The 18,720-nt window shown below is 65.7% G+C and carries 12 protein-coding genes, 1 tRNA gene and 3 rRNA genes; 2 read left to right on the top strand and 14 right to left on the bottom strand.

All coding sequences use genetic code 11. The features are described from left to right. Positions 1–12 precede the first annotated feature (12 nt). The 8 genes from ACV7NM_RS09210 to thyX all read right to left on the bottom strand — a co-directional run bounded on the left by ACV7NM_RS09210 (position 13) and on the right by thyX (position 10,335). Complete coding sequence (locus tag ACV7NM_RS09210) at positions 13–639, bottom strand: HdeD family acid-resistance protein (protein WP_463409844.1); 627 nt, start codon at positions 637–639, stop codon at positions 13–15. A 148-nt stretch (positions 640–787) separates the two neighbouring features. After that, positions 788–860 (bottom strand) — tRNA-Thr (locus tag ACV7NM_RS09215). A gap of 5 nt (positions 861–865) precedes the next feature. Next, positions 866–982 (bottom strand): 5S ribosomal RNA (gene rrf / locus ACV7NM_RS09220). 73 nt (positions 983–1,055) lie between these two features. Further along, positions 1,056–4,179: ribosomal RNA gene (locus tag ACV7NM_RS09225) — 23S ribosomal RNA — on the bottom strand. A gap of 283 nt (positions 4,180–4,462) precedes the next feature. Further along, positions 4,463–5,987 (bottom strand): 16S ribosomal RNA (locus tag ACV7NM_RS09230). Together the 16S, 23S and 5S rRNA genes with 1 tRNA gene alongside form the textbook arrangement of a ribosomal RNA operon. A 635-nt stretch (positions 5,988–6,622) precedes the next feature. After that, a complete protein-coding gene (locus ACV7NM_RS09235) occupies positions 6,623–8,308 on the bottom strand; it encodes a ribonuclease J (protein WP_463409845.1) in 1,686 nt (561 codons plus the stop codon). A gap of 145 nt (positions 8,309–8,453) precedes the next feature. Next, the gene (gene dapA / locus ACV7NM_RS09240; RefSeq protein WP_463409846.1) at positions 8,454–9,353 is read right to left on the bottom strand and encodes a 4-hydroxy-tetrahydrodipicolinate synthase; all 900 of its coding nucleotides are present in this window, start codon (positions 9,351–9,353) and stop codon (positions 8,454–8,456) included. A gap of 241 nt (positions 9,354–9,594) precedes the next feature. Then, positions 9,595–10,335 (bottom strand): FAD-dependent thymidylate synthase, encoded by a 741-nt coding sequence (gene thyX, locus ACV7NM_RS09245; RefSeq protein ID WP_463409847.1) that lies wholly within the window; start codon positions 10,333–10,335, stop codon positions 9,595–9,597. Between the two features lie 231 nt (positions 10,336–10,566). Between thyX and ACV7NM_RS09250 the strand changes: the two genes are divergently transcribed. Continuing rightward, positions 10,567–10,806: a hypothetical protein gene (locus ACV7NM_RS09250; RefSeq protein ID WP_463409848.1), complete on the top strand. Its 240-nt coding sequence runs from the start codon at positions 10,567–10,569 to the stop codon at positions 10,804–10,806. Between the two features lie 48 nt (positions 10,807–10,854). Continuing rightward, the gene (locus tag ACV7NM_RS09255) at positions 10,855–11,412 is read left to right on the top strand and encodes a hypothetical protein (protein WP_463409849.1); all 558 of its coding nucleotides are present in this window, start codon (positions 10,855–10,857) and stop codon (positions 11,410–11,412) included. 88 nt (positions 11,413–11,500) lie between these two features. Here the strand turns inward: ACV7NM_RS09255 and ACV7NM_RS09260 are convergent, their stop codons facing one another. The 6 genes from ACV7NM_RS09260 to eccD all read right to left on the bottom strand — a co-directional run bounded on the left by ACV7NM_RS09260 (position 11,501) and on the right by eccD (position 18,627). Further along, a complete protein-coding gene (locus ACV7NM_RS09260; RefSeq protein ID WP_463409850.1) occupies positions 11,501–11,953 on the bottom strand; it encodes a hypothetical protein in 453 nt (150 codons plus the stop codon). Positions 11,954–11,972: 19 nt separating this feature from the next. After that, the gene (gene dapB, locus ACV7NM_RS09265) at positions 11,973–12,725 is read right to left on the bottom strand and encodes a 4-hydroxy-tetrahydrodipicolinate reductase (RefSeq protein ID WP_463409851.1); all 753 of its coding nucleotides are present in this window, start codon (positions 12,723–12,725) and stop codon (positions 11,973–11,975) included. 50 nt (positions 12,726–12,775) lie between these two features. After that, positions 12,776–14,155: a M16 family metallopeptidase gene (locus ACV7NM_RS09270; RefSeq protein ID WP_463409852.1), complete on the bottom strand. Its 1,380-nt coding sequence runs from the start codon at positions 14,153–14,155 to the stop codon at positions 12,776–12,778. After that, positions 14,152–16,371, bottom strand: a complete 2,220-nt coding sequence (locus ACV7NM_RS09275) for a polyribonucleotide nucleotidyltransferase (RefSeq protein WP_463413882.1) — start codon at positions 16,369–16,371, stop codon at positions 14,152–14,154. The genes ACV7NM_RS09270 and ACV7NM_RS09275 overlap by 4 nt, the downstream gene beginning before the upstream one ends. A gap of 283 nt (positions 16,372–16,654) precedes the next feature. Then, positions 16,655–16,942 (bottom strand): 30S ribosomal protein S15, encoded by a 288-nt coding sequence (gene rpsO, locus ACV7NM_RS09280; RefSeq protein WP_136213493.1) that lies wholly within the window; start codon positions 16,940–16,942, stop codon positions 16,655–16,657. 173 nt (positions 16,943–17,115) lie between these two features. Next, positions 17,116–18,627, bottom strand: a complete 1,512-nt coding sequence (eccD, locus tag ACV7NM_RS09285; RefSeq protein ID WP_463409853.1) for a type VII secretion integral membrane protein EccD — start codon at positions 18,625–18,627, stop codon at positions 17,116–17,118. Positions 18,628–18,720 lie beyond the last annotated feature (93 nt).

An 18,720-nucleotide genomic window follows, 5' to 3' on the forward strand; every position in this document is an offset into this window, starting at 1 on the left:
GCGGCCGGGGGTTCACGTCGGGGGTTCACGCCGGGGCGCGGATCTGATGCCGCGGGTGGCGGACCGCAGGGCGAAGGCCATCACCACTTCGAAGACGCCGAGCAGGACGAGCCACAGCCCCAGCAGTCGGGTGAGGGCGACCGCGGAGTCGACCGGGAAGCAGAGCACGACGATGCCGGCGACGGTGCCGAGGGCGCCCAGGCCGAAGAGCAGGCCCCGGTGGGCGAGGCCCCGGTCGGCGATGGCGACGTACGCCGTGAGCACTCCGGTCAGCAGCCAGAACACTCCGAGGATCAGGGACAGCGCACCGATCGTCTGCATCGGATGCCGCAGTACTAGAACGCCCGCCAGCAAAGCCAGCAACGCGACCAGCACGCCGGCCAGCCGGCCACCACCGTCCTGGCTGTGCGAAAAGGCCGTGACGAAGCGGAAGACTCCTGCCGCGAGGAGTTGGAGACCGATGATGACGGCCAGGATGTGCAGCGTCTCATCGGGCCATACCAGGACCAGAATGCCCGGGATCAGGGTCGCGAGGGCGAAGCCCAGCGCCCAGCGCCACGACGCTCCGACTTGTTTGAGGACGTCTTCCGGGTCGCTCTGCGTGTGCCGCGGTGCCGCCGCGTCGGGGGGAAAGGTCATCACGCCTCCCAGGCAGGCCGGACGGCCCCCAGGACACGTCAAAGCCGCCGGTCGTACCTGTCTTGCCCTTCAAAACCACCTTAACCAGGGCCGGTACAACCCGCAACGCAAAAAGGCCCCCGCCAAATGGCGGGGGCCTTTTCTGTTGAGCCCTTTAACGGAATCGAACCGTTGACCTTCTCCTTACCATGGAGACGCTCTACCGACTGAGCTAAAAGGGCGGGTTGTTCGGCGGCGTCCTACTCTCCCACAGGGTCCCCCCTGCAGTACCATCGGCGCTGAAAGGCTTAGCTTCCGGGTTCGGAATGTAACCGGGCGTTTCCCTAACGCTATGACCACCGAAACACTATGAAGATATCCAACCGGATGAAAACACGGTCGTTACTTCAGAACTAACACAGTGGACGCGAGCAACTGAGGACAAGCCCTCGGCCTATTAGTACCAGTCAGCTCCACCCGTTACCGGGCTTCCACATCTGGCCTATCAACCCAGTCGTCTACTGGGAGCCTTACCCTCTCAAGGAGGTGGGAATACTCATCTCGAAGCAGGCTTCCCGCTTAGATGCTTTCAGCGGTTATCCCTCCCGAACGTAGCCAACCAGCCATGCCCTTGGCAGGACAACTGGCACACCAGAGGTTCGTCCGTCCCGGTCCTCTCGTACTAGGGACAGCCCTTCTCAATATTCCTACGCGCACAGCGGATAGGGACCGAACTGTCTCACGACGTTCTAAACCCAGCTCGCGTACCGCTTTAATGGGCGAACAGCCCAACCCTTGGGACCGACTCCAGCCCCAGGATGCGACGAGCCGACATCGAGGTGCCAAACCATCCCGTCGATATGGACTCTTGGGGAAGATCAGCCTGTTATCCCCGGGGTACCTTTTATCCGTTGAGCGACGGCGCTTCCACAAGCCACCGCCGGATCACTAGTCCCGACTTTCGTCCCTGCTCGACCCGTCGGTCTCACAGTCAAGCTCCCTTGTGCACTTACACTCAACACCTGATTGCCAACCAGGCTGAGGGAACCTTTGGGCGCCTCCGTTACCCTTTGGGAGGCAACCGCCCCAGTTAAACTACCCATCAGACACTGTCCCTGATCCGGATCACGGACCGAGGTTAGACATCCAGCACGACCAGAGTGGTATTTCAACGGCGACTCCACCATGACTGGCGTCACGGCTTCAAAGTCTCCCACCTATCCTACACAAGCCGAACCGAACACCAATATCAAACTGTAGTAAAGGTCCCGGGGTCTTTCCGTCCTGCTGCGCGAAACGAGCATCTTTACTCGTAGTGCAATTTCACCGGGCCTATGGTTGAGACAGTCGAGAAGTCGTTACGCCATTCGTGCAGGTCGGAACTTACCCGACAAGGAATTTCGCTACCTTAGGATGGTTATAGTTACCACCGCCGTTTACTGGCGCTTAAGTTCTCAGCTTCGCACGCCCGAAAGCGCACTAACCGGTCCCCTTAACGTTCCAGCACCGGGCAGGCGTCAGTCCGTATACATCGCCTTACGGCTTCGCACGGACCTGTGTTTTTAGTAAACAGTCGCTTCTCGCTGGTCTCTGCGGCCACCCCCAGCTCAGGAAGCAAGTTCCTTCACCAGTGATGGCCCCCCTTCTCCCGAAGTTACGGGGGCATTTTGCCGAGTTCCTTAACCATAGTTCACCCGAACGCCTCGGTATTCTCTACCTGACCACCTGAGTCGGTTTAGGGTACGGGCCGCCATGAAACTCGCTAGAGGCTTTTCTCGACAGCATAGGATCATCCACTTCACCACAATCGGCTCGGCATCAGGTCTCAGCCTTAATGAGGGACGGATTTGCCTACCCCTCGGCCTACACCCTTACCCCGGGACAACCACCGCCCGGGCTGGACTACCTTCCTGCGTCACCCCATCGCTTACCTACTACAAGTCTGGTTCGTCGGCTCCACCACTTTCCTTTCCCCGAAGGGTCCGGAACGGCTTCACGGACTTAGCATCGCCTGATTCGATATTGGGCGTTTCAAAGCGGGTACCGGAATATCAACCGGTTGTCCATCGACTACGCCTGTCGGCCTCGCCTTAGGTCCCGACTTACCCTGGGCAGATCAGCTTGACCCAGGAACCCTTAGTCAATCGGCGCACACGTTTCTCACGTGTGTATCGCTACTCATGCCTGCATTCTCACTCGTGAACCGTCCACAACTAGCTTCCGCTGCTGCTTCACCCGGCACACGACGCTCCCCTACCCATCACAACACCCGTTGGGGCTTATTGCTGCAATGACACGACTTCGGCGGTACGCTTGAGCCCCGCTACATTGTCGGCGCGGAATCACTTGACCAGTGAGCTATTACGCACTCTTTCAAGGGTGGCTGCTTCTAAGCCAACCTCCTGGTTGTCTCTGCGACTCCACATCCTTTCCCACTTAGCGTACGCTTGGGGGCCTTAGTCGATGCTCTGGGCTGTTTCCCTCTCGACCATGGAGCTTATCCCCCACAGTCTCACTGCCGTGCTCTCACTTACCGGCATTCGGAGTTTGGCTAAGGTCAGTAACCCGGTAGGGCCCATCGCCTATCCAGTGCTCTACCTCCGGCAAGAAACACACGACGCTGCACCTAAATGCATTTCGGGGAGAACCAGCTATCACGGAGTTTGATTGGCCTTTCACCCCTAACCACAGGTCATCCCCCAGGTTTTCAACCCTGGTGGGTTCGGTCCTCCACGAAGTCTTACCTCCGCTTCAACCTGCCCATGGCTAGATCACTCCGCTTCGGGTCTAGAGCGTGCAACTCAATCGCCCTATTCGGACTCGCTTTCGCTACGGCTTCCCCACACGGGTTAACCTCGCTACACACCGCTAACTCGCAGGCTCATTCTTCAAAAGGCACGCAGTCACGACCGTTGTTCCGAAGAACAACGGCGACGCTCCCACGGCTTGTAGGCACACGGTTTCAGGTACTATTTCACTCCGCTCCCGCGGTACTTTTCACCATTCCCTCACGGTACTATCCGCTATCGGTCACCAGGGAATATTTAGGCTTAGCGGGTGGTCCCGCCAGATTCACACGGGATTTCTCGGGCCCCGTGCTACTTGGGAGATTCTTAAGCAAGCCGCTGATGTTTCGTCTACGGGGGTCTTACCCTCTACGCCGGACCTTTCGCATGTCCTTCGACTACATCAACGGTTTCTGACTCGCCGACCGGCCGGCAGACCGATCAAAAGAATTCCCACAACCCCGCATGCGCAACCCCTGCCGGGTATCACACGCATACGGTTTGGCCTCATCCGGTTTCGCTCGCCACTACTCCCGGAATCACGGTTGTTTTCTCTTCCTGAGGGTACTGAGATGTTTCACTTCCCCTCGTTCCCTCCACACTGCCTATGTGTTCAGCAGTGGGTGACAGCCCATGACGACTGCCGGGTTTCCCCATTCGGACACCCCCGGATCAAAGCTCAGTTGGCAGCTCCCCGGGGCCTATCGCGGCCTCTCACGTCCTTCATCGGTTCCTGGTGCCAAGGCATCCACCGTGCGCCCTTAAAAACTTGGCCACAGATGCTCGCGTCCACTGTGTAGTTCTCAAGCAACGACCAGCCACCCATCACCCTGCACCGAAGCACAAGTTCACTGGGGCCGGCATCGCAGAAGGACAGCCATACGGCCGTACCCTCAGACACCCAACAACGTGCCAAGCACCGAAGACCTTCCGTCTCCTCTTTCCACGCCGAAGCAGTACTCGAGAACCATCAGACCATCCGGTGCCAACTAATCAACGTTCCACCCATGAGCTGACCGTGCAGAACATTTGTCTGCAATCGGTACTGTGCTCCTTAGAAAGGAGGTGATCCAGCCGCACCTTCCGGTACGGCTACCTTGTTACGACTTCGTCCCAATCGCCAGTCCCACCTTCGACAGCTCCCTCCCTTACGGGTTGGGCCACCGGCTTCGGGTGTTACCGACTTTCGTGACGTGACGGGCGGTGTGTACAAGGCCCGGGAACGTATTCACCGCAGCAATGCTGATCTGCGATTACTAGCAACTCCGACTTCATGGGGTCGAGTTGCAGACCCCAATCCGAACTGAGACCGGCTTTTTGAGATTCGCTCCACCTCACGGTATCGCAGCTCATTGTACCGGCCATTGTAGCACGTGTGCAGCCCAAGACATAAGGGGCATGATGACTTGACGTCGTCCCCACCTTCCTCCGAGTTGACCCCGGCGGTCTCCTGTGAGTCCCCATCACCCCGAAGGGCATGCTGGCAACACAGGACAAGGGTTGCGCTCGTTGCGGGACTTAACCCAACATCTCACGACACGAGCTGACGACAGCCATGCACCACCTGTATACCGACCACAAGGGGGGCACTATCTCTAATGCTTTCCGGTATATGTCAAGCCTTGGTAAGGTTCTTCGCGTTGCGTCGAATTAAGCCACATGCTCCGCTGCTTGTGCGGGCCCCCGTCAATTCCTTTGAGTTTTAGCCTTGCGGCCGTACTCCCCAGGCGGGGAACTTAATGCGTTAGCTGCGGCACCGACGACGTGGAATGTCGCCAACACCTAGTTCCCAACGTTTACGGCGTGGACTACCAGGGTATCTAATCCTGTTCGCTCCCCACGCTTTCGCTCCTCAGCGTCAGTAATGGCCCAGAGATCCGCCTTCGCCACCGGTGTTCCTCCTGATATCTGCGCATTTCACCGCTACACCAGGAATTCCGATCTCCCCTACCACACTCTAGCTAGCCCGTATCGAATGCAGACCCGAGGTTAAGCCTCGGGCTTTCACATCCGACGTGACAAGCCGCCTACGAGCTCTTTACGCCCAATAATTCCGGACAACGCTTGCGCCCTACGTATTACCGCGGCTGCTGGCACGTAGTTAGCCGGCGCTTCTTCTGCAGGTACCGTCACTTTCGCTTCTTCCCTGCTGAAAGAGGTTTACAACCCGAAGGCCGTCATCCCTCACGCGGCGTCGCTGCATCAGGCTTTCGCCCATTGTGCAATATTCCCCACTGCTGCCTCCCGTAGGAGTCTGGGCCGTGTCTCAGTCCCAGTGTGGCCGGTCGCCCTCTCAGGCCGGCTACCCGTCGTCGCCTTGGTGGGCCATTACCCCACCAACAAGCTGATAGGCCGCGGGCTCATCCTTCACCGCCGGAGCTTTCAACCCCCGCCCATGCAGGCAGGAGTATTATCCGGTATTAGACCCCGTTTCCAGGGCTTGTCCCAGAGTGAAGGGCAGATTGCCCACGTGTTACTCACCCGTTCGCCACTAATCCACCCCGAAGGGCTTCATCGTTCGACTTGCATGTGTTAAGCACGCCGCCAGCGTTCGTCCTGAGCCAGGATCAAACTCTCCATGAATGTTTACCCGTAATCGGGTGAAACACACACTTAGAGCGGGTCAACCAAGGTCGGAATAAGACCGGTCGACCACAACGTCCTCGCTGTGTTCATTGCCTGCCCCCAACGAATCGGGGCCAGGACTTTTTCAAAGGAACCTCATCCACCGAAATGGACGGGGTATCAACTTCTGGCGTTGATTTTTGGCACGCTGTTGAGTTCTCAAGGAACGGACGCTTCCTTCGTACTCACCCTCGCGGGTTTTCCTCCGGGCGCTTCCTTTGTTCTTCGTCTTGTTCTTGCGTTTCCGACTCTATCAGACTCTCTCGTGTCCGATTCCCGGTCGAAGCGGGGTTCGCTTTCCAGTTCTTCGCTTTCGCGTTTCCCTTTCCGGCGATTCCAACCTTACCAGACCATTTCCGCGCCGTTTCCGGAATCGGATTTGAATTCTGTGGCCGTCGGAGGGCCATTCCCTTTCGGGTGGGCCAGACTTTATCAGGTCTCCCCGGGTCTGTTTCCCACCCTCCTCGCGGACTCCGTCCGGGCACACGTGTGTGTCGGGGCGTCGTGCGAGGTGGAGACGTAAACGTACTGGAGCGGGCCCCCTCGGTGCAAATCGAGGGGAGCCCGCTCCTGTTGGGTCGCTGCGTCGAGGGTCAGACCTCGACGACGACCGGGAGGATCATCGGGCGGCGGCGGTAGCCGTCCGAGACCCACTTGCCCATCGTGCGACGGATGAGCTGCTGGATCTGGTGCGGTTCGGCGACGCCGTCGGCGGCGGCGCGCGCGATGGCTTCCTCGATCTTGAGGGCGACCGAGCCGAACGCTCCGTCGTCGATGCCCGAGCCGCGGGCCTGGATGTTCGGGCCGGTCACGACCTTGCCGGATGTGCTGTCGACCACGACGTAGACCGAGATGATGCCCTCGTCACCGAGGATGCGGCGGTCCTTGAGGGACGCCTCCGTGACATCGCCGACCGACAGGCCGTCGACGTACACGTAGCCGGCCTGGACCTTGCCGGAGATGCGCGCCTTGCCGTCGATCAGGTCGACGACCACACCGTCCTCGGCGATCACGATCCGGTCCTTCGGTACACCCGTGAGGGCGCCCAGCTCGGCGTTGGCGCGCAGGTGGCGCCATTCGCCGTGGACCGGCATCAGGTTCCGCGGCTTGCAGATGTTGTAGAAGTACAGCAGCTCGCCCGCGGAGGCGTGGCCGGAGACGTGCACCTTGGCGTTGCCCTTGTGCACCACGTTGGCACCCCAGCGGGTCAGGCCGTTGATCACGCGGTAGACCGCGTTCTCGTTGCCGGGGATCAAGGACGACGCGAGGATCACGGTGTCGCCGGGGACGATCCGGATCTGGTGGTCGCGGTTGGCCATCCGGGACAGGGCGGCCATCGGCTCGCCCTGGGAGCCGGTGCAGACCAGGACGACCTCGTGGGCCGGCAGGTCGTCGAGGGTCTTCACGTCCACGACGAGACCGGCCGGAACCCGCAGGTAGCCCAGATCACGGGCGATGCCCATGTTGCGGACCATGGAGCGGCCGACGAAGGCGACCCGGCGGCCGTACTCGTGGGCGGCGTCGAGGATCTGCTGGATGCGGTGCACGTGGCTTGCGAAGCTCGCCACGATGATCCGGCTGTGGGCGTTGGCGAAGACCGTGCGCAGGACGTTGGAGATCTCCCGCTCCGGCGGCACGAAGCCCGGGACCTCGGCGTTCGTCGAGTCGGAGAGCAGGAGGTCGATGCCTTCCTCGCTCAGCCGCGCGAAGGCGTGGAGGTCGGTGAGCCGGCTGTCCAGCGGGAGCTGGTCCATCTTGAAGTCGCCGGTGGCCACGACCAGGCCGGCGGGGGTCCGGATGGCCACGGCCAGGGCGTCCGGGATGGAGTGGTTGACGGCGATGAACTCGCAGTCGAAGGGGCCGAGGGCCTCCCGTTCGCCTTCCTTCACCTCAAGGGTGTAGGGGCGGATCCGGTGCTCCTGGAGCTTCGCCTCGATGAGGGCCAGCGTCAGCTTGGAGCCGATCAGCGGGATGTCCGGCTTCTCCCGGAGGAGGTAGGGGACTGCGCCGATGTGGTCCTCGTGGCCGTGCGTGAGGACGATGCCCTCGATGTCGTCGAGCCGGTCCCGGATGGACGAGAAGTCCGGAAGGATCAGGTCGATGCCCGGCTGCTCCTCCTCGGGGAAGAGAACGCCGCAGTCGACGATCAGGAGGCGGCCGTCGAACTCGAAGACGGTCATGTTGCGGCCGATCTCACCGAGACCGCCCAGGGGGGTGACCCGGAGGCCGCCCTTGGGAAGCTTCGGGGGCGGGCCGAGTTCAGGATGCGGATGGCTCAAAAGTTTCTCCTCACCACGCACGCCACATACCTCGAAGGCACATGGCGCGCATGTCATTCGTGCACTTGCTCTTGTCTGTTGTGATCTTGCTTGTTCAGTTGTGTTGGTCGTACCGGTCGTGCTTGTTCAGTTGTGAAGTCCGTTGTCAGAGCTGTACCCCGCCGGCGGCAAGATCGATCTTGAGCTGGGCCGTCTCTTCGGCGGTCAGCTCGACCAGCGGGAGCCGCAGTGGGCCCGCGGGCAGTCCCTGGAGGTTCAGCGCGCCCTTGGTGGTGATCACACCCTGGGTGCGGAACATGCCGGTGAACACGGGAAGCAGCTTCTGGTGGATCTCGGCGGCCTTCTGGACGTCGCCGCCCAAATGGGCTTCGAGCAGCGCGCGCAGTTCCGGGGTGACCACGTGGCTGACCACCGAGACGAAACCGACCGCGCCGACCGACAGGAGCGGCAGGTTCAGCATGTCGTCGCCGGAGTACCAGGCCAGGCCGCTCTGCGCGATGGCCCAGCTGGCGCGGCCGAGGTCTCCCTTGGCGTCCTTGTTGGCGACGATACGGGGGTGCTCGGCCAGCCGTACGAGGGTTTCGGTGTCGATCGGGACACCGCTGCGGCCCGGGATGTCGTAGAGCATGACCGGCAGCTCGGTGGCGTCGGCGATCGCCGTGAAGTGCCGGAAGAGGCCTTCCTGCGGCGGCTTGCTGTAGTACGGGGTGACCGCGAGCAGGCCGTGGGCGCCGGTGCGCTCGGCCTGGCGGGCGAGCTCCAGGGTGTGACGGGTGTCGTTGGTGCCGATGCCGGCGACCACGTGGGCGCGGTCCCCGACCGCTTCGAGTACGGCTCGTACGAGGTCGTTTTTCTCCGCGTCGGTGGTGGTCGGCGACTCACCGGTGGTGCCGTTGACGATCAGGCCGTCGTTGCCTGCGTCCACCAGGTGGACGGCGAGCTGCTGCGCGCCGTCGAGGTCGAGTGCGCCATCCGCCGTGAACGGCGTGATCATGGCGGTGAGGACCCGCCCGAAGGGGGTCTGCGGAGTCGAGATCGGAGCCATGGGTAACACGCTACTCGCTGCCACGCCCAGGGTGTCCCTTAGGGGGACGTCAACGAGGTGTGGCTCCCCCGTATGACTGCGGAGTGTGACCGCCGGATTGTTGGAGCCCGGCACTGCCTGCTCGGGGGTTCAAGCAGTGCCGGGTCCGTTTGATCAGCCTAGATGAACTTTCCGAAACGCCGCAATACGGACACTTGGGACTTGCCTTCGGACATCCGTGCGCGACCGGCCGTTTGCGGCCTTACGGAGCGACGCGGCCGTTCGCGTTGAAGGCGGCGTAGGTGAGCGGCATGAGCCCCGCCCAGTGCTGCTCCATCTTCTCGCCGACCATCTCGATCTCCCGCTGCGGGAAGGACGGGGTGGCCGCCAGCTCGTGCTGGGTGCGCAGACCGAGGAAGTGCATGAGCGAGCGCGCGTTGCAGGTGGCGTACATCGAGGAGAAAAGTCCGACCGGCAGGACCGAACGGGCAACCTCGCGGGCCACGCCCGCCGCGAGCATCTCCTGGTACGCCTCGTAGGCCTGGCGGTACGAGTCCTCCATGACGCGGCCGGTCAGCTCCTGCTGCGCCTCCGTGCCCTCCACGAACACGTACTTGCCGGGGCGCCCTTGCTGGACGAGCTTGCGCTCGGCGTCGGGGACGTAGAAGACCGGCTGCAGCTCCCTGTAGCGGCCGGATTCCTCGTTGTAGGACCAGCCGACGCGGTGGCGCATGAACTCGCGGAACACGAAGATCGGGGCGCTGATGAAGAAGGTCATCGAGTTGTGCTCGAAGGGACTGCCGTGGCGGTCGCGCATCAGATAGTTGATCAGGCCCTTGGAGCGCTCCGGGTCCTTCTGCAGCTCCTCCAGCGATTGCTCGCCGGCCGTGGAGACACGGGCGGCCCACAGGACGTCGGAGTCGGCGGCGGAGTGCTTCACCAGCTCCACCGTCACATCACTGCGGAAGCTGGGTTTCAGGTCTGAAGCGGCGGTATCGCTCACTGGGGTCCTTCCAAACGGGTCGCACCTGGGGCCGCGCCCACTCTACGGCGCCGGGCGACGCTCCCCTCCCGGGCCTGGGTGCCGCGGGCCGCTCACGAACGTCTGACGCTCCGCCGAACGAACCGGAAGGATGTCCGAAATCCGGCACCTATCGGGGTGTTCGCGCGTCCTACTGGGAGAAGGACCGTCCACCCGGCCCCCGGGGCCCCGAACACAAGGAGAGTCGCCTTCATGTTCCTCCGGCGCGAACCCGTCCCTTTCACCTTCGTCGCCGAGGCCGAGCGTTTTCGCAGCAACGTCACTCCGCCGCCGCGCGAGAGTCTGAGCAAGACTCAGCTCGCCGCCCGTACGCTGGTCGGACTGACCGTGGTGGCCGGGCTCGTAGGCTCGTTGCTCTTCGGCATGCCGGCTCTGCAGCCGCACATGGCTCCCGAGAAGTCACAGCAGTCGCAGGCCTCCGAGGGGCGGTAGCCTCACGGACACAGCCCAACCGAACGTGCATGTGAGTGAGGTCCAGCCGTGCCCCTGCCCTTCTTGACGGCCGACGGCGTAGCCGACGAGCACGAAGACGAAGCCCTCCCCCACGACGACCACGACCGATGGCGCCGGCCCTACCGACCCGGGCCCTGCCGGGTGGCGATCGCGGCGCTGCTGCTCCTGCTGACCGCCTTCATGCTCCTCGCCACGATGATCATCGCCTTCGCGGGGGCGTGGGGCGGCGCCGTCGTGTGTCTGGCCGCCGCGCTCACGGTGCTGGGCGCGACACTGCGTCTACTGCTGCGGGGCGTCTGGGTGAGCCGTACGGGTCTGCGCCACGTGGCCTTCTTCCGGACGCGCTCGATCCCGTGGAGCGCGGTCGACGGGATCGTGACGGTCCAACAGCCGGTGCGCTGGCTCGGACTGCCGCGGACCGTACAGGGCCAGGCGCTGACCGTCTCCGCGCAGGGCGAGGGCACGGCGCTCCCCGTGCTGCTCACCGACCACGACGCCGATTTCCTGGCGCGCGGCGAGGCCTTCGAGCGGGCCGCCGACGTGGTCGGGGCCTGGGCCGACGAATATCGGGCCGTGCCCGTCTGACGTTGCCCCGCGCCGTGCCCGTCTGACGTTGCCCCGCGCCGTGCCCGTCCGGGGTCGGCCGCGGCCGAGAAGCCCGTACAGGAGTCGTTCAGACCTGTACGGGCTTCTTGTCGTGCAGGGCGATCGCCCGCTGCATGGCCTTGCGCGCCCGCGGGGTGTCGCGGGCGTCGTGGTAGGCGACGGCGAGGCGGAACCAGCTGCGCCAGTCGCCCGGCGCGTCCTCGGTCTCGGCCTTGCGGCGCGCGAAGACCTCGTCGGCGGAGTCCCGCAGGATTCGGCCGTACTGGTCGCGTTCCAGCTCGTCGACGGGCAGGGCGCCCTCGGCCTCCAGCTCGGCGGCGAGCCGGTTGGCCTTGGTGACGAACCGGGTGTTCATCCACAGGAACCAGATCCCGATGACGGGCAGGACCAGGACCGCCACCCCGAAGGTGACGGTCAGCCAGGTGCCCTGCCCGATCAGCATCAGGCCCCGGCTGCCGACCAGGACGAAGTAGACGACCAGGACGGCGGCCGTGAGGAAGTACGTGATCTTCGCGCGCATGGGTGCTACTGCCTGCTCATCAGCCGAGGTCGAGGAAGTGTTCCAGGCCGAAGGTGAGGCCCGGGGTCTGCGTCACGCGGCGCGCGCCGAGCAGGATGCCCGGCATGAAGCTGCGGTGGTGCAGGGAGTCGTGACGAATGGTCAGCGTCTCGCCCTCGCCGCCGAGGAGCACCTCCTGGTGGGCCAGCAGGCCACGCAGGCGGATGGCGTGCACCGGCACTCCGTCGACGTCGGCGCCCCGGGCCCCGTCGAGGGCGGTGGCGGTCGCGTCGGGCTGGGCCCCGAGGCCGGCCTCGGCGCGGGCGGCCGCGATGAGCTGCGCCGTCCGGGTCGCGGTCCCGGAGGGGGCGTCGACCTTGTTCGGGTGGTGCAGCTCGACGACCTCGACGGACTCGAAGTAGCGGGCCGCCTGGGCGGCGAACTTCATGGTGAGGACGGCGCCGATGGAGAAGTTCGGGGCGATGAGCACCCCGGTCCCCGGGGAGCCGGCCAGCCAGGTGTCCAGCCGGGCGAGGCGGTCCTCGGTCCAGCCGGTGGTGCCGACCACCGCGTGGATGCCGTGGCCGACGAGGAAGTCGAGGTTCCCCATCACCGAGTCCGGGGTGGTCAGCTCGACGGCGACCTGGGCGCCGGCGTCGACCAGCGTCTCCAGCTTGTCGCCGCGGCCGAGGGCGGCGACCAGCTCCATGTCGTCGGCGGCCTCGACGGCCTTCGCCGCCTCGGAGCCGATGCGGCCCCGGGCGCCGAGGACCGCCACGCGCAGCTTGCTCATGTTCGCTTCCTTAGGTGCGTACGTGGGCACGTGGTGACGTGCCCACGGGACTAGGCGACCGCTTCGTCGAGGCGGGCGGCCTGCTTCTCCTTGAGCGGTCCGATCGCCGCGAGAGACGGCCGTTGGGCCAGTACGTCGCGGGCGACGGCGCGGACCTCGTCCGGGGTCACGGCGGCGATGCGGGCCAGCATGTCGTCGACCGACATCTGGTCGCCCCAGCACAGCTCGCTCTTGCCGATCCGGTTCATGATCGCGCCGGTGTCCTCCAGACCGAGGACGGTGGAGCCCGAGAGCTGGCCGACGGCCCGCCTGATCTCGTCGTCCGTGAGCCCGTCCGAGGCGACCTTGTCGAGTTCGTCGCGGCAGATGCGCAGGACGTCGTGGACCTGGTTGGGACGGCAGCCCGCGTAGACGCCGAAGAGGCCGGTGTCGGCGAAGCCGGAGGTGTACGAGTACACGCTGTAGGCCAGGCCGCGCTTCTCGCGGACCTCCTGGAAGAGCCGCGAGGACATGCCGCCGCCGAGGGCGGTGTTCAGCACGCCGAGCGCCCAGCGGCGCTCGTCGGCGCGGGCCAGGCCGGGCATGCCGAGGACCACGTGGGCCTGCTCGGTCTTTCGGCCCACCAGGTCGACGCGGCCGGCGGTGCGGATGCGCTTGGTGCCGCCGCGCGGGCCGACCGGCTCGGCGTCGGTACGGGTGAGCGCCCCGGCCTTCTCGAAGGCCGCGCGGACCTGACGGACGACCTTGTTGTGGTCGACGTTGCCGGCGGCGGCCACGACGAGGCGGGTCGGGTCGTAGTGCTTCTTGTAGAAGCGGCGGATCCGCTCGGCGCCCAGGGCGTTGATCGTGTCCACGGTGCCGAGGACCGGCCGGCCGAGGGGGGTGTCGCCATACATGGTCCGGGCGAACAGGTCGTGGACGCAGTCGCCGGGGTCGTCCTCGGTCATCGCGATCTCTTCGAGGATGACCCCGCGCTCGGCGTCGACGTCCTCCTCGCGGATCAGCGAGCCGGTGAGCATGTCGCAGACCACGTCGATGGCCAGCGGCAGGTCGGTGTCGAGCACCCGTGCGTAGTAGCAGGTGTACTCCTTCGCCGTGAAGGCGTTCATCTCGCCGCCGACCGCGTCGATCGCGGAGGAGATGTCCAGGGCACTGCGCTTGTCGGTGCCCTTGAAGAGGAGGTGCTCCAGGTAGTGCGTGGCGCCGTTCAGCGTCGGCGTCTCGTCGCGGGAGCCGACGTTCGCCCAGATGCCGAAGGTGGCGGAGCGGACGGACGGCAGCGTCTCGGTGACGATGCGCAGACCGCCGGGCAGGACGGTGCGGCGGACGGTGCCGATGCCGTTCTGCCCTTTGAGGAGGGTTTGGGTACGGGCGACGGCCCGCCCCTCGGAAGAGGGGCGGGCCGTCACACGGGGACTACGCGACGTCACTTGTCGGAATCGTCCTTCTCGGCGTCGGCAGCGTCTTCGCCCTCGACCACGGGGACGAGGGAGAGCTTGCCGCGGGAGTCGATCTCGGCGATCTCGACCTGGACCTTGGTGCCGACCGCGAGCACGTCCTCGACGTTCTCCACGCGCTTGCCACCGGCGAGCTTGCGGATCTGCGAGATGTGCAGCAGGCCGTCCTTGCCGGGCATCAGGGAGACGAAGGCACCGAAGGTGGTGGTCTTGACGACCGTACCCAGGTAGCGCTCGCCGACCTCCGGCATGGTCGGGTTGGCGATCTGGTTGATCGTGGTGCGGGCGGCCTCGGCGGCCGGGCCGTCGGCGGCACCGATGTAGATGGTGCCGTCGTCCTCGATCGTGATCTCGGCGCCGGTGTCCTCCTGGATCTGGTTGATCATCTTGCCCTTGGGGCCGATGACCTCACCGATCTTGTCCACGGGGATCTTGACGGTGATGATCCGCGGGGCGTTGGGGGACATCTCGTCCGGCGTGTCGATCGCTTCCATCATCACGTCGAGGATGTGGAGGCGGGCGTCGCGGGCCTGCTTGAGGGCGGCGGCCAGGACGGAGGCCGGGATGCCGTCGAGCTTGGTGTCCAGCTGGAGCGCGGTGACGAACTCCTTGGTGCCGGCGACCTTGAAGTCCATGTCGCCGAACGCGTCCTCCGCACCGAGGATGTCGGTGAGGGCGACGTAGTGGGTCTTGCCGTCGATCTCCTGGGAGATCAGACCCATGGCGATGCCGGCGACGGGGGCCTTGAGCGGCACACCGGCGTTCAGCAGCGACATGGTGGAGGCGCAGACCGAGCCCATGGACGTCGAACCGTTGGAGCCGAGGGCCTCGGACACCTGGCGGATCGCGTAGGGGAACTCCTCGCGCGTCGGCAGGACCGGCACGATCGCGCGCTCGGCGAGCGCGCCGTGACCGATCTCGCGGCGCTTGGGGGAACCCACGCGGCCGGTCTCGCCGACGGAGTACGGCGGGAAGTTGTAGTTGTGCATGTAACGCTTGCGGGTCACCGGGGAGAGGGTGTCCAGCTGCTGCTCCATGCGGAGCATGTTGAGGGTGGTGACGCCCAGGATCTGGGTCTCGCCACGCTCGAACAGCGCCGAGCCGTGCACGCGCGGGATGGCCTCGACCTCGGCGGCGAGGGTACGGATGTCCGTGATCCCGCGGCCGTCGATGCGGACCTTGTCCTTGATGACGCGCTCGCGCACCAGGGCCTTGGTCAGGCTGCGGTAGGCGGCGGAGATCTCCTTCTCGCGGCCCTCGAAGGCCGGGAGGAGCTTCTCGGCGGCGATGTCCTTGACGCGGTCGAGCTCGGCCTCGCGGTCCTGCTTGCCCGCGATGGTCAGCGCCTGGGTGAGATCGCCCTTGACCGCGGCCGCGAGGGCCTCGTACACGTCGTCCTGGTAGTCCAGGAAGACCGGGAACTCGCCCTCGGGCTTGGCGGCCTTCGCGGCGAGGTCGGCCTGGGCCTTGCACAGGACCTTGATGAACGGCTTGGCGGCGTCCAGACCGGCGGCGACGACCTCCTCGGTCGGCGCCTCGGCGCCGCCCTTGACGAGGGCGATGGTCTTCTCGGTGGCCTCGGCCTCGACCATCATGATCGCGACGTCGCCGTCCTCGAGGGTGCGACCGGCGACGACCATGTCGAAGACGGCGTCCTCGAGCTCGGTGTGCGTCGGGAACGCCACCCACTGGCCGCGGATCAGCGCGACGCGGACGCCGCCGATCGGGCCGGAGAAGGGCAAACCGGCCAGCTGCGTGGACGCGGAGGCGGCGTTGATCGCCACGACGTCGTACAGGTGGTCGGGGTTGAGCGCCATGATCGTGGCGACCACCTGGATCTCGTTGCGCAGGCCCTTCTTGAAGGACGGGCGCAGCGGGCGGTCGATCAGGCGGCAGGTGAGGATCGCGTCCTCGGAAGGGCGGCCCTCGCGGCGGAAGAAGGAGCCGGGGATCTTGCCGGCGGCGTACTGCCGCTCCTCGACGTCCACCGTGAGGGGGAAGAAGTCGAGCTGGTCCTTGGGCTTCTTCGACGCGGTGGTCGCGGAAAGCACCATCGTGTCGTCGTCCAGGTAGGCAACGGCGGAGCCGGCGGCCTGGCGGGCCAGACGGCCCGTCTCGAAGCGGATGGTGCGGGTGCCGAAGGAACCGTTGTCAATGACGGCCTCGGCGTAGTGGGTCTCGTTCTCCACTAGCGTTTTCTCCATTTTCGTCGTCTCCGTCCGCCACCCGTGTGGTGGTGGACGGTTGCGGAGAAGCGCTCCTGGCGTGCGGGCCGGTCTTCGATCGAAGCACCCGGTTCGTAGCCTTCCGGGGCTTTCCGGATGCCACTACCGAGGACCGGCGGCGTAGGGAGGGCGCTCCTCCTCTTCAGTTGTGCACCTGCGACCAGACTACAAAGCGTCCGGTACGTCTCGCACGTACAGCAAAGGGAGCGGCCCCATCGGTGTGGGAACCGCTCCCTTCACAGCGTCTTTACTTGGCGCCGGCCGCACCGCGGCGGATGCCGAGGCGCTCGACCAGCGTACGGAAGCGCTGGATGTCCTTCTTGGCCAGGTACTGCAGCAGGCGGCGACGCTGGCCGACCAGGATCAACAGACCACGACGGGAGTGGTGGTCGTGCTTGTGGGTCTTGAGGTGCTCGGTCAGGTCCGAGATGCGCTTCGAGAGCATGGCGACCTGGACCTCGGGGGAGCCGGTGTCGCCCTCCTTGGCACCAAACTCTGCGATGATCTGCTTCTTCGTAGCGGCGTCAAGCGGCACGCGTACTCCTCGTTTAGGTCTTCGTAGCCACCGAGTGCCCCAGGTCGAATTCTCTGGGGATCTTCCGTAACTCGGGAGGCGGGGTCCGCTGAGCGCAGCCTCCAGAGATGCTCCGGGGGCGCGTACACAAACGGCCGTTACACAGCGTACCAGGCTGCCGGGCCCCGACCGTCTCAGCTGGTGAGGGAGCGGGCCCGGGAGTAGACGTCGAGCACGGCCAGGGTCAGCGGGACCAGGCTGAGCAGTACCGCCGCCTCGGCGAGGTCGAGCAGCCGTCCCCAAAAGGGTGACAGACCCTTACGGGGGATGACAAGCGCGATTCCGGCGAGGAGGGCCGCGCCGGCGGCGACGGCGGCGGAGAGCCAGATCGTGCGCAGGTCAAGGCCGCCGCGGTCGTGGTACCTGACGAGCTCCGCGACCAGGTCGGCCGGCGGGTGCAGGGCGAGGCCCAGGACCAGCAGGGCGACGGCGCAGAACCCGGCCACCAGGGCGCACACCACCTGTGAGGTGTAGCGGAAGAGCCGGGCGCGCAGCAGCATCGCCAGTCCGGTGGCGAGGGCCAGCAGCCGGCCCCAGGTGTTGTCGGAGAAGCCGAGGACTGCGGCGGAGGCGACGACGACCGCGGCGCAGCCGCCCGTCAGGCCCAGGAGCATCTCGTGGCCGCGCCGGGCCTGGACCGCTATGGCCTCCGCGTCGAGGAGGGCGCCGGAGTCGTGCCGGTCGGCTCCGGCGGGGTCGCCGGGGTCGCCGTACGGGGTGTCGTGGCCGTCGGGCATCTCGTAGTCGCGGGTCGAGCTCTGCGGGGCGGCGTAGCCGATGGGCAGGCGGGCGAAGCGGGCGGAGAGGCCGGGCAGGAAGGCGACGAGGCCGATCGCGACGGGCGCGCAGACGGCGGCGGTGGCGGTGGCGGACGCTTCGGTGGTGATGGCCCCGAACGTGGCGAGCGTGCCGGTGGCGGCGAGGAAGGTGGCCGCGACGAAGGGGGCGTCGCCGTGCGGTGTGAGGACGACCAGGGCGACGGAGGCGACGAGCGCGCAGACGCAGCCGAGCAGGAACTGCAGGCGGCCCGGTCCGTGGCCGGCGGCGGGGGCGATGATGCCGGAGCCCGCGATCAGCAGGTGCGGGAGGGCGGCGAGACCGAGCGCGACGGCCGAGGCGCCGTCGCGGTAGACACGGGCGCGCACGCCTGCCGCGGCGGTGAGCAGGACTGCGACCGCGGCGGCGATGATCCCGAGCAGGCTGTGGGTGTCGTGGCGGACGGGATCGGCGTACCAGAGGACGAAGCCGAGCAGGACGAGCAGGACGGCGGCGCCGGCCAGGCCCGCGCCGCGCAGCATGTCGTCGCTCCAACGGTGCCGGTCGCGTACGACGGCGGACGCGACGGCGTCGGAGACATCGTCGAAGACCGCCGGCGGCAGGGACTCCGCGAAGGGGCGCAGGCTGAGCACCTCGCCGTCGAGCACCTGCTGGGCGGCGAGGGTGCGGGCGCCGTCGAGGACGGCGCCGGAGCGGCGTACGAGGTGGAAGCCGGTGGGGGCGCCGACGGGCTGCGTCTGGCCGGTGAGCCGCAGGAGTTCCGGATAGACGTCCGCGACGGCGATGTCCTCGGGGAGGGCCACGTCGATACGACTGTCCGGTGCCACGACGGTGACCCTGCAAAAGCCGGTCGCCTCGGCCGTACTCACCTGTCTGACCCCCTGGTTGCCGTTGCGGCGTCGTGTGTGGCGGCGACGGATCCGCTTCAAGCGCATGTCGCGCGGCCACCCTACCGGGCTTAT

This window comes from Streptomyces sp. Tek67B01 (assembly GCF_055231995.1).